We start from the raw sequence: 12150 nt of genomic DNA, 5'->3' as shown, positions 1-12150 counted from the left end.
ACAATCGGGCCGCGTTGTAATACAACACTATCCTGCCTTTACCTGAAGCAGATTTTTCCCTTCAGGCTATAAACAAAGAATAGGCTGTATCGTTCATGCGATACAGCCTATTTATGTCCGGGCACCTGATGGAGGAGCCGAACTGCTTAAATGATGAAAGTACTAATGCTCTCTCCTCAGGGTAATGTTTTCTGTTTTACCTAAGATCAGCGGCACCTGTTCTGTCACTACATTACTGTAATCCAGCCCGTACGCCTTGGCATCCGGCAGGCTTATTTTATCGAGCATGAAATGTATTCTCATTACAATGTTATCCCACAGGGAAAGGTTATTTTCTACTGACAAGAAACTCTTTAATATCACAAAACGGAAATCTCCCAGCAGGTTGCCATTTTCCGGATCAAAATATTTATTTACGATCGTGATTTCCTTATTCTTTGCCATTTCGTACACCACTTTCTTAAACAGGATATTGATCCGTGGTACTATCCTGAAACCGAGCCTGAAATTAACATGCACCACTTCTTCCGGCTCAATAACATGGGAAGTATAAGTAGCGGTATAAGGCTTATCGTCCACATGCACATGGATAAACCAATAAAGGTCCGCCCTTTTTGGTTGCTGATGCAGGATAGAGGCGATCACACGGTCTTCCACCTTGTCAGGTTTACTGGCGCTGGTGAGAAAAACGAGGTGGGTAGAATATTTGGGCACATCGGTGTCATTGCTTAGTTGCGTCAACACCGGAATATACTTTTTAAGATCCACGAAGTTCCGGTACTTCGCTTTTAACATCCTGCCGGCATACCATATGTACATAATGCTGATCAGTACAAGACCAATCATTAATGAAAGCCAGCCGCCATGTGCAAACTTGCTCAGGTTCGCTACCAGGAATGTTACTTCAATCCAGGTAAAGGTCAGGAACACCAGGGCAACAATGACTACGTGTACCCTTTGTGTATATAAGTAAACGCTCAATAAGATTGTAGTCATTAACATGGTTAAAGTAACAGACAGGCCGAAAGCAGCCTCCATGTTGGATGACTCTTTAAAATGCAGCACCATGCCTATACAACCAAGCATCATAAACCAGTTGACAGCAGGTACATATACCTGTCCCCGCATATCGCTCGGGAACTCTATACGGAGCCTTGGCCAGACATTCAGTCTGATAGCTTCATTGAACAGGGTAAATGTCCCGGAAAGCAACGCCTGGCTGGCAATGATAGTAGCAGCAGTAGCAATTACAATACTGGGAACGAGGAACCATTCAGGCACCAGACCGTAAAACGCGTCCACAGCTGTCAGGTGTTGACCTTCATACTTCAGCAGTAAGGCGGCCTCTCCGAAATAACAAAGCAACAATGCTATTTTAATGAATATCCAGGCTACCTGTATATTACGTCTGCCTACGTGGCCCATATCCGCATATAAGGCTTCGGCCCCGGTTGTACACAGGAAGACACCGCCTAGCACCCACAAGCCACCGGGATAGTTGACCACCAACTGGTAAGCATATAAAGGATTAATGGCTTTCAATACATAAAAATGACCAGCGAGATTAGTGATCCCCAAAATGGCGATCATTCCAAACCAGAGGATCATTGCAGGACCGAAAAACGCACCGATACGACTTGTACCCGATTGCTGTAAGAGGAACAGCACGATCAGGATACCGATGGTTATAGGCATGATAGGAACATCCGGGTTAAGCACCCTTAGTCCTTCGATAGCTGATGTAACTGAAATAGGCGGTGTTATCAGACTATCTGCAATCATGAAACTACCACCGATAATAGCCGGCCATAATACCCACTTGCCATATCTGCGGATCAGCGCATACAGGGAGAAGATGCCACCTTCACCATGGTTGTCTGCCCGCATTGTAATAAAGACATATTTCAGGGTTGTCTGAAAGAACAATGTCCAGAAGATAGCCGACACGCCTCCCAATACCAATGGTTCTGAAATAGGCCGTTCTCCGATAACTGCCTTGAAAGTATAAAGAGGAGATGTGCCCAGGTCTCCGAAAACGATGCCTAAGGCAAGCAATACGCCACCCCATTTAAAGCGGTCCGGAGCATGTTCGTCAGCTCCGCTGTGTGAGTTGTTCATAGTCCCTATAACAAATTATAATTTAACTATAAATGTACTACACCCATTTCACATATTCCATAAAAGAAAACAGCTGGTATAAGATTTAATACCAGCTGTTTGAAGTATTACCGGCTGCAGGAGCGGCCGGGGACTATTAACATGTTTCAAACAACCTGTTCCGATACAGGAAGTCAGCCCAACTGAGCCATCCAAACGTTTGCACCGCCACATTCATGATCATCTTCCTTGTATTCCAGCATACGGAAACCATGTACCTCCAATAACGACTGGTAATGATCTTTATCCAGGGATGCGTGAAACAGGTTTTCTCCTCCATTCTCGCTCCATACCTCACCATGCTTACTGCCAGCCGTAAATAGCAGGACGCCGTTCCTGTTCAAATGATCTTTGAAAATCCTGAACATAGAGGGCTGATCATCTACAGGGAGGTGAAAGAAACTATGCCATGCGATCACTGCATCAAATTTCCTGTTGAGTGAAAGTGCGCGCATGTCAGCCTCTATGAATGTTACCGATGGGAAATTATTCCTGGCGATTTCCAGTATGCGATAACTGGCATCCACCCCGGTGACCTGCAGTCCCAGGTCCAGGAGATACCCCATCACAGGCAACCCTGTGCCACAGCCCAGGTCGAGCACACTTGCATCTTTTCCCACAATATCAATCAGCTTATCGAGATAGACTTTTTCTATCAGGCCCTGGGAGCGGTTTTCAGAAAACCATCCTGCAATGATATTGTATGTTTCAAAGGCGTTGTTTTTCTTGTTTTCCATGACTAACTCATTATCAGTGTCGGTTATACGCTATAACACCTTTGTAAAGAACTCTATCGTACGCTTCCAGGCCAGTTCTGCCGCCGCCTTGTCGTAACGGGGAGTGGTATCATTATTAAATCCATGGTTTACACCCGGATAAATGTAAGCGGTGTACTGTTTGTTATTTTCTTTTAAAGCAGCTTCATATGCAGGCCATCCCTCATTCACGCGAGTATCCAGTTCTGCATAGTGTAACAGCAGCGGTGCTTTTATCTGCGGAACCACCTCCTTTTCCGGCTGTCCGCCGTAATAAGGTACAGCGCCGGCCAGGTCCGGTACGCGAACTGCCATCATATTGGCGATCCAGCCACCAAAACAGAAACCGACCACGCCTACTTTCCCGTTACACTCAGAATGTGTTTTCAGGTATTCAAAAGCTGCTATGAAATCTTCCAACATACTGTTCCTATCCCGCTGGCTTTGTAGTTCACGGCCTTTGTCGTCATTACCGGGATAGCCTCCCAAAGGTGTTAAAGCATCAGGGGCAATAGTAATAAATCCCGCCAGGGCGGCTTTTCTGGCCACGTCTTCAATGTGCGGATTCAAGCCACGGTTTTCATGCACGACAACAATACCTCCCAGCTTTTTTGTAGCGTCAGCAGGCCTGGACAGCAGTGCCTTCATTTTTCCCCCACCCTTGTCCGAATTGTAATAGATATATTCAGATTTCAACCGCGGATCGTCTGCCTTTACCTGAATGGAGCCCTGATAATCGGGCATGAGGAAACTCATCAGGGAAGTGACCGTAAGCCCTCCTACTGCGTAGATGGACAGCTTTTCTATGAACTCCCGCCTGTTTACGCGGTTATGTGCATAGTCGTCATAAAGGTCGAATACCTCCTGTTTGATATCTTCTTTTTTGATCTGGTCTGGGTTCATATGGATTGGGTGTTTGTTTTAAAATTAATCATAAAAAACGGGAATATTCGGGGCCCTGGGGGTTGTGGGGGTACCGGGGAACAAACACGTTCCTGGGGTTGTATCCGTTTCGCCCGGGGTTGAAGCCCCGCGCTACTAACACACGGCACCTACGGAGCCGATTGAAGCGAATCATCACGGCATAGTACAAAACAGCATCCTCAGGGGTTGATCCGGACAGCATAAAATTCTATATTTGATAAAAGTATTTCCATGAAACACCTTACCATAATCGTCCCTGATGGAGAGAACAACCTGAGCAGCATCGTTGGCGCTTATAAGATCTTTACGCGTGCCAATGAGTATTGGAAAGGACTTGGTAAAAAGGAGCTGTTTAAGATCGAGCTGGCAGGTATTTCAAAGGAAGTGGATTTCTATGGAGGCTTGTTTACAGTGAAGCCGCATATCCATATTTCCGCTGTCATCAAGACCAATCTCATTATCATTCCGTCACTGAACCATAATTATCATAAAGCTGTGAAGGGGAACCAATTACTGATCGACTGGATTGCGAAGCAATACAAAGCAGGCGCCGAAATAGCCAGTATATGTACAGGTGCGTTTATGCTGGCATCTTCAGGGTTGCTGGATGGGAAAAACTGTTCTACACACTGGGCTGCTGCTGATAGCTTCAGAAGTATGTTCCCGGAAGTGCATCTACAGGCTGACAGACTGATCACAGATGAAAATGGTATCTATACGAATGGAGGCGCTTATTCTTTCCTTAATCTGATCATTTATCTTGTAGAGAAGTATTACGACAGGCAGACAGCCATCTATTGCTCCAAGGTATTCCAGATTGAAATAGACCGGCAAAGTCAGTCGGCGTTTACCATATTTACGGGTCAGAAGCTGCATGGAGATGAAATGATAAAGAAAGCGCAGGCATATATTGAGAATAATCTGCAGGAGAAAATAAGCGTGGAAGACCTGTCTTCCCGGTTTGCTATTGGCAGAAGGAACTTCGACAGGCGCTTCATCAAAGCGACCGGCAATACGCCTGTAGAATACTCACAAAGGGTAAGAATTGAATCTGCTAAAAAAGCATTTGAGAATACCCGGAAGAACATCAATGAAGTGATGTACGAAGTCGGCTATTCCGATGTAAAAGCCTTCAGGGAAGTATTCAGAAAGATCACTGGGATGTCCCCACTGGAGTATAGGAATAAATACAATAAGGAAGCAGTGGTTTAAAGCCGGCTAACAGGACTGTCTAATGGGAAAATGGAAGCAGTAGTTTAAAGCCAGCCAACAGGACTGTCCAATGGGAAAATGAAAGCAGCGGTTTAAAGCCGGCTAACAGGACGGTCCAATGGGAAAATGAAAGCAGTGGTTTAAAGCCAGCCAACAGGATGGTCCAATGGGAAAATGAAAGCAGCGGTTTAAAGCCGGCTAACGGGCCAGTCCCAGTGGGGAAAAGACCACAAACAACGCTAGCATGGCGAGCAAGAGCAACACTGTATATACATGCCGTCGTTTCCATGGCCGGATATCCACTACATTGTTCCATTGTTGCACAAAGGGTTCTTTACGGGGGAACAAGGCCCCTATCATCAACATCAATAGCACAGTAAGTACAAACAAGATAGCGAGTACATGCAGGAAATGTAAACCTGTATCTACAAACAACTGTGAAACTGCATAGCTAACAATGAAAAACGTCAGCCCGATCTTTGCTGCAATGGCGGGCATACGCTTATGTAACAACCCTACTACCAGGATGGTGAAAATAGGCACACTGAATAAGCCGCTTACCATTTGGATATACGTGTACAGCCCCTGCTCCGCGAAGACAATGAAAGGTGCTATCAGCATTGCCAACAGACATACCATCAATTCAAAGCGTCGGCTTATTCGCACCACTTCACGTTCACTCACGGACTCCTGACGCCATGCCTTAAATGGTTTATATAGATTCAGCACGAAGAGGGTGCTGGTACTGTTTAGCCCTGCATTGAAAGTAGTCAGCGCTGCTCCAAAGGTAATAGCAGCTATAAAACCTGTTAGTACCGGAGAACTGACATCACTGACAACTCTGGGGAACACCTCTGCCGTATTGTTCAGATGTGGATAGAGTTGCACAGCAATCAGGCCCGGAATATTCAATAGTAATGGCGAGATGATCTTTCCCAGGCTTGCGACAGCAATTCCCTTCTGACTTTCGGCCAGACTGCGTGAGGCCAGTGCCTGTTGCACGATGTATTGCTCCGTACCCCAATAGTAGAGATTTACCAGGAACATGCCGGTGAAGATGGTGCCAAAGGGCACAGCATCCTTAGGGCCACCAATGGCATTAAAATGCTCCCTACGTGATGCCAGCAGCTGCTCAATACCGGTGCTCACAGAACCATGGCCCAGGTATTTCAGCGCTACGTAAGGTAAGAGTATACCTCCTGCAAACATGCCGATGCCAAGGACAGTATCTGAAATGGCTACGGCCTTCAATCCGCCCAGCACCGTATAGAGACAGCCAATCAGGCCTATGAGCCAGACCAGTATCCAGATGGTGGCCCAGTAACTGATGTGCAGTGCATCTGACAAACCAAACAGACCATTAAATGCAATAGCCCCACTGTACAGGACAGAGGGTAACATGTTCACGATATAACTGATCAGGAAGATAACGGATACAAAACGTTTGGTACCGATGTCGTAACGCTCTTCAAGAAAGTCGGGGGTAGTGGATATGCCGCTGCGAAGATAGACCGGCATGATAAATTCGGAGACCAGGAGCATGGCAAGGACGGAGGATAATCCCCAGGCCATGACGCTCATATTGTTGGCGTATACCAGCTCATTCTCGCCGATGAACTGCACTGCGCTGATATTGGTAAAGAAGAGCGCCCCTCCTACTACCAGAAATCCCAGGTTACGGTTGGCGAAAAACAGTCCGGCAGCAGTCTGCAGGTTCTCTTTCCGGGTTTTATACCAGGAGATCACCGCCACCAGGATGGTAACCAACAGGAAACTCAATAAGGCGCCAACATTCATATGATCAAAGCGAGTTACGTCTGATCAGCTTTGTGGGCAGTACCTCATGTACCGCCTCCCGGCTCAGGACTGCCTGGGCAGCCCGTTTTCCCATTTCACTGAAGCTGACAGAATAGGTAGTGATACCATTGCCAACGAGCTCTTTTACGGGCTCGTCGTTGTGCGAAAGTATACCAATATCCTTACCCGGTCTTATTTTTTTTGCGGCACAGTCTCTTAAAAGGTTCCAGAGCTCTGCGTTCTCGTTTACATAGTATACAACTCCCTTTTCTACGGAGCCAGGTTCATATTCGCGTAACACCTTGCCTTTGATATGATGCTCCTTAATGAACCGCTGGAAGGATCTGACAATTTCGGGCGGGAACAGCGAGTCCGGATTATGAAAGAATACCATCTTATCAAACTTCCTGATCTCAGGGGCCAATTGTTCGAAGATGGCATAGGAAGACTGCTCAAATTCCTGCACGACATACTGAAAATCTCCATCCAGCGGCTCATAACGGTCAAACATCAATAGCTTCTGACGGGGTATGGTGTTCAGCAATTCCCTTGTACGGGGATGATGAATAGGAGAAATTACATACATACCATAGTGACGATTCTTCACCATAGAGAACATGGTTTCAAACACCTCTATGTTACCATGATGGAAGAATACGTCCAGGAGCACATTAGCGCCCAGTTCATTGCGGAAGCTGCGGTAGAACTGTTCCTGGAAAGTATCGATCGTATACATGAGCAGGGCTACCTTAAGTGATTGCTGGGTATTGTCGTCAGAGACAAAGTACCCAAGGCGATTCTTGGACTCAATGAGCCCGCGGTTTTGCAACTCCCGGTAGCCTTTGATCACAGTTTCCCGGGCATAGCCCAGACCAGAGATCATGGCATTCACAGAAGGCAAAGGATCACCTACACTGATGATTTTCTCATTGATAGCATTGACAATACCTTGTACAAACCGCTCATGCTTGGAGTAAGAAGGTATATCATCCAGTTCCTGTATCTTTTCAAAAATCGCATTCATTCCAACAGATTGTTTTGTTCTCTTAGTGTATCTCTGTTATTCCACTGCTTCCAGTTCCAATATACGACTATGTAATTTAATTGTCGTAAATACATCTAATCCCACCTTCATCAGGTAATCGCCGGAATAGACCTTAGCACTGAACGCCTCATCAGGATTTTTTCCCGGCATAAGATTAATCTCCTTCACGCGGTATTTAGCTGCAGGGTTAAGCCCCTGGCACTGCACCGACAGCAGGTTTTCACCAAAGCGAGGGTGAATATCATACGCATACAGGATAGCCTGTTTTTTGGATTCGCTCACATACATTGTCGCAGCGTGATTTCCTTCATATGGGGAAACGAGCCTGTACTGGTCGCCGCTGAAATTAATGTTTTTTATCCGGTTGTACGTAGCCACTGCTGACTGGCAGAAGGTCTGTTCGTCCCTAGGCAGTTCTTTTATGTTGAGATCAAAGCCCAGTTTACATTGCATAGCCACATCCACACGAAACTTGATATTGGCATCGTGATTCCAGCTGGTCACGTGGGCAGCGATAGATTTGGAAGGGAAGAACTGGGAATAGCCCCATTGAATAAACAGACGCTCTATAGGGTCTGTGTTATCGCTGGGCCAAAATTCAGTGAAGTAACGGAGGCCTTCGTAGTCGGTGCGACCTCCGCCACCGGAGCAAAGCATCATCGGCAGATTAGGATATTTAGCCTTGATACGGTCCAGTACCTTATACAATCCGCGTACATATTCAACGTACAGGTTATTCTGCCGGTCTTTCAGATAAGGCGAATAGATATTCGTAATGGGGCTGTTACAATCCCATTTCAGGTAGGCCAGCTGAGGATTCTCAGTCATCAGATGGTCTACGACGTTGAATACATGCTCCTGTACAGCCGGATTGCTGAGATCCAGTACCAGCTGATTACGGAAGTAATAACGCTCGCGATTAGGGAGCAGGATCACCCAGTCGGGGTGCTTTTCGAAAAGCTCACTTTTCGGGTTCACCATTTCCGGTTCTATCCAGATGCCGAACTTCACGCCGGTTTTAGTTGCCGCCTTTACCAATGCAGGCACGCCGTTAGGCAGTTTATCCGCGGTCGGCTGCCAGTCGCCCAGACCTTGTGTATCACTATGACGGGGATATTTGTTACCAAACCACCCATCATCCAGCAGGAACATATCTGCGCCCAGGTATTTGGTTTCTTCGATCAGTCCTTCCAGTTTAGTCTCATTGAAATCAAAACCGGTAGACTCCCAGTTGTTCAACAGCGTAAGGCGATCGCCATTCCCGTCCTTCAGCTGATAATTACGCGCCCAGCGATGCAGGTCACGGCTGCCTTTACCGGTACCCTGGTTACTCAGCGTAAAGATGAAAGAAGGCGTAGTAAATGTTTTCCCCGGATCCAGCGTATAATCTGACGCATAAGGATTGATACCGGAGATCACACGCAGGTTGTTCTCGTTATCTACTTCGAAGGTGAAGCGGAAGTTCCCTGTCCAGGCCAGGGTACCCATCAGCACTTGTCCTTCGTTTTCACGGGGCGTTTCTCCCAGTCCTACGGTAAAGAATGGAGAGACATGCATATCAGCCCTGGCGCCCAGCTTGGTATCAACTTCTTTTTTACCGAAGTTCAGTTGGGTAGTGCTCATATTCACTTCTTTGGCCCAATCGCCGCTGAATTCAGTGAGGAAGTATTGAGCGCGTTTCCAGTACAGCATGGAAGAGGCATAACGACTGATATTCACCGCCTGCTTTTCGTTATGGCTGATCTCTGTCCATGCCTGGATGATATTATCCTTTGCATAGGCTCTGTAATACAGTTTCACCTGCACAGGGTACAGTTGATCTTTCAAGGTGACTACAGTTTCAGTAACACCGTCTGCCACTTTCCTCTCACTGTGTGAAACGTACTGCAATACGGTAGCCAGATTGCCATCGTTATGCCTGATGCCAAAGGCTGGTTCGAAGTAAGTTTCCGTACCGGATACGGGGTACACTTCCCATGCCTGTCCATCGTTTTTGGACTTCATTTTAGCGCTGAGATACGCATAGTCGTCAGGAGATGACAAGCGTGGTCCCAGGTACAATTGAAAGAGGCGGCCGTTCTGCGCAGTCTGCAGTACGAGCGCTGTTTCATTGGTGGAGATATGGATCGTCTCCGCCTGCACTGCTGTATGGGTTACAACAACCAGGAAAAACAAAATGGATAATATCTTCTTCCTCATTGATACAATTTATTGCTTGCTTATTTGCTATTGATTTTCAAAAAACGAACATCTTTTGCCGGGATACTGATCGTACCGGCAGCGTCAACGTCGGTATGCGACCAGAGGTCGCGCACTGTATAACGCTTATGGGGATCAAGTCCCAGTCTTTCCAGTGGCAGCTGCATATTACGGGCATTCTCTGTATAGTTGAAAACCGCGTAATAAGTATTGCCTTTTGCATCTGCGAATATGAACTGATCTTCCGAGCGTTCACCGGTTCCTTCTACCGGACGGAAGCTACGGCCCATAGCAGCAGCGTTCACTTCGGCATTGGTCAGGAACTGTTTGGCTTTAGCTTTGCCTTCTTCGCTACCTTCCTTACTGAAGTCATCACCGGAAATAAACAGCCCGGTGATGACGGCAGAAGTTACACGGGCGCGGTTCTCTCCTTCTGAAGCCTGTTGCAGCACCACATGATCTGCATCATTGAACCGATAGATCTTATTGATCCACCAGCCATAGGAAACCGCATTGAGGGTGTACTCAGTATCCTTGATCTTGTTCCAGGCGTCGCAGGCTATACGACGGGACTGGGCATACTGAGCAGGGAATATAGGCGCAATGGAGAGGTTGATATACATATCGCCGAAGTATTTATCCAGCAACTGCATACCATAGTTATACGCCGCTATACCGGATTTTATCCCGGGATTGTACCACTTATCTGCGTTAATAGCGCCATGCGCCATAAAGTCAACTTTTACATACTGGAAGCCACAACGGTGAAAGAGAGCAGACACTTTCTTCATACGCTCTTCGATAGCCGGATGTGTAGGATCTATCGCATAAGCGCCGTCGAGGTCCTGTGGCTGGCCATTAGCATACAGGTAAACATCTTTGAATTTATACTGTGGCGCTTCCTTTATATCAGACTCCGGACGTTTGCCCCAGTCTGTAAAAGGTGTCCAGTAAATACCTGCCATCTGACCATTGGCTTTACAATGCTGCACAAAGTCTTTCAGCTGTTCTTCTGTGAAACGGTCCCAGCCTGAGTCCAGCCCTATCACCAGTTCTCCATCACTATTTACAAAATGGTTGGGCTGTAGATTTTCATGGAAGAAGTCAGATACTTCCAATGCCTTTTCATAGCTGATGTTAAACTGCAATACGCCCCAACTGTTCCATCCCATTGGCAGGGCCTTCTTCCAGGCCCTTGGAGGAGCGATGATTGCGTTGGCTGCTCCGTAGGCATCCATACCTGTACGCCAGTCATTGAAGACACCCAGCATCACTTTAGGTGATTTGATGAGATGACCTTCTCTGGCGCCATGCGGTATAAGGTCGCGGGTAGTAGAATCCGCAGCACCTCCATAGCAGGTCAGTGTATATGCAGTACCATTGTTGTCTTTGTTCATGATCACGGCTGATTTCCAGAAATCATGTTCTACTGAACCCACCACTACTCCTTTACGGCTATTACTATTGAAAACGGCTGTAGCCTCGTAACTGGTAAGGGTTGTGAAGTTCAGCGGGTGAGACTGAAAACGGATCCATTTGTCATTGTCAAAAGGTATGAACAGTGCACGTCTGTCTCCGTTACCCAATACATTGGAAACATCGCCCAGATTCACCGGCGCCATGTAGTTGGAAGCGATGTTACCTGAGGAAGCTTCCAACGTAAAATCAGTGAGCAGGTAGTCTTTGCCTGGATATTGATAGAAAGACTGTACCAGGGTCGGTAGTTGCTCATCCCTATAAGTTACCTGGATCACGGTACCTTTACCGAATGCATCCTTCAGCGATTTCACTGATTGTATTCCACCGGCATAATCCTTTGTAGTGATCAACTTCCCGTTCCATTTGTAGGAAGCATACAACTGAAAGCCGACATTACCTGCAGTTCGTGTAAGATGCAGGACTTTATTGTTTTTGTCGTACACGATCTTCCAGTCGGCGGGCGTAGCAGCATGAGCTACGCGCAACCAAAAAAGCGAGGCCACCGCTAATAGCATGTGCGGGGCTATTCGTAGTATCTTCCTCATAGTAATGATAAAAGCAGGCCCGCTGCCTGTAATCAGC

8 protein-coding genes are annotated in these 12150 nt (G+C 46.9%); 1 reads left to right on the top strand and 7 read right to left on the bottom strand.

The features are described from left to right. Positions 1–162: 162 nt before the first annotated feature. The 3 genes from F3I09_RS17730 to F3I09_RS17720 form a co-directional block, all read right to left on the bottom strand. The gene (locus F3I09_RS17730; RefSeq protein ID WP_149696363.1) at positions 163–2118 is read right to left on the bottom strand and encodes a KUP/HAK/KT family potassium transporter; all 1956 of its coding nucleotides are present in this window, start codon (positions 2116–2118) and stop codon (positions 163–165) included. Between the two features lie 173 nt (positions 2119–2291). Next, positions 2292–2894: a class I SAM-dependent methyltransferase gene (locus tag F3I09_RS17725; protein WP_149696362.1), complete on the bottom strand. Its 603-nt coding sequence runs from the start codon at positions 2892–2894 to the stop codon at positions 2292–2294. Between the two features lie 30 nt (positions 2895–2924). After that, positions 2925–3815, bottom strand: a complete 891-nt coding sequence (locus F3I09_RS17720) for a dienelactone hydrolase family protein (protein ID WP_149696361.1) — start codon at positions 3813–3815, stop codon at positions 2925–2927. Between the two features lie 252 nt (positions 3816–4067). Here F3I09_RS17720 and F3I09_RS17715 point away from each other — a divergent pair, with 252 nt between their 5' ends. Continuing rightward, positions 4068–5048, top strand: coding sequence for a GlxA family transcriptional regulator (locus F3I09_RS17715; RefSeq protein ID WP_149696360.1), 981 nt, complete (start codon positions 4068–4070; stop codon positions 5046–5048). Between the two features lie 198 nt (positions 5049–5246). On the opposite strand, the gene F3I09_RS17710 is transcribed toward F3I09_RS17715, so the two are convergent. The 4 genes from F3I09_RS17710 to F3I09_RS17695 are packed head-to-tail and all read right to left on the bottom strand — an operon-like array spanning position 5247 to position 12113. Then, complete coding sequence (locus F3I09_RS17710) at positions 5247–6845, bottom strand: solute:sodium symporter family transporter (protein WP_149696359.1); 1599 nt, start codon at positions 6843–6845, stop codon at positions 5247–5249. A 4-nt stretch (positions 6846–6849) separates the two neighbouring features. Continuing rightward, positions 6850–7869, bottom strand: a complete 1020-nt coding sequence (locus tag F3I09_RS17705) for a GntR family transcriptional regulator (protein WP_149696358.1) — start codon at positions 7867–7869, stop codon at positions 6850–6852. Positions 7870–7905: 36 nt separating this feature from the next. Continuing rightward, positions 7906–10089 (bottom strand): alpha-galactosidase, encoded by a 2184-nt coding sequence (locus F3I09_RS17700; protein WP_149696357.1) that lies wholly within the window; start codon positions 10087–10089, stop codon positions 7906–7908. Between the two features lie 20 nt (positions 10090–10109). Then, on the bottom strand, positions 10110–12113 hold the full coding sequence (locus F3I09_RS17695) for an alpha-galactosidase (protein WP_149696356.1): 2004 nt from the start codon (positions 12111–12113) through the stop codon (positions 10110–10112). Between the last annotated feature and the right edge of the window lie 37 nt (positions 12114–12150).

It is taken from the genome of Chitinophaga sp. CF418 (genome assembly GCF_900142925.1).
Taxonomy (GTDB): Bacteria; Bacteroidota; Bacteroidia; order Chitinophagales; family Chitinophagaceae; genus Chitinophaga.
Note: the sequence above shows the minus strand (reverse complement) of the source record. Positions and strands in the feature narration are given on the sequence as shown.

Bases quoted from the DNA above. Each gene is read 5' to 3' on its own strand.
- F3I09_RS17715 (WP_149696360.1), top strand. From the start codon at position 4,068: ATGAAACACCTTACCATAATCGTCCCTGATGGAGAGAACAACCTGAGC.
- F3I09_RS17725 (WP_149696362.1), bottom strand. From the start codon at position 2,894: ATGGAAAACAAGAAAAACAACGCCTTTGAAACATACAATATCATTGCA.
- F3I09_RS17730 (WP_149696363.1), bottom strand. From the start codon at position 2,118: ATGAACAACTCACACAGCGGAGCTGACGAACATGCTCCGGACCGCTTT.
- F3I09_RS17705 (WP_149696358.1), bottom strand. From the start codon at position 7,869: ATGAATGCGATTTTTGAAAAGATACAGGAACTGGATGATATACCTTCT.
- F3I09_RS17700 (WP_149696357.1), bottom strand. From the start codon at position 10,089: ATGAGGAAGAAGATATTATCCATTTTGTTTTTCCTGGTTGTTGTAACC.
- F3I09_RS17710 (WP_149696359.1), bottom strand. From the start codon at position 6,845: ATGAATGTTGGCGCCTTATTGAGTTTCCTGTTGGTTACCATCCTGGTG.
- F3I09_RS17695 (WP_149696356.1), bottom strand. From the start codon at position 12,113: ATGAGGAAGATACTACGAATAGCCCCGCACATGCTATTAGCGGTGGCC.
- F3I09_RS17720 (WP_149696361.1), bottom strand. From the start codon at position 3,815: ATGAACCCAGACCAGATCAAAAAAGAAGATATCAAACAGGAGGTATTC.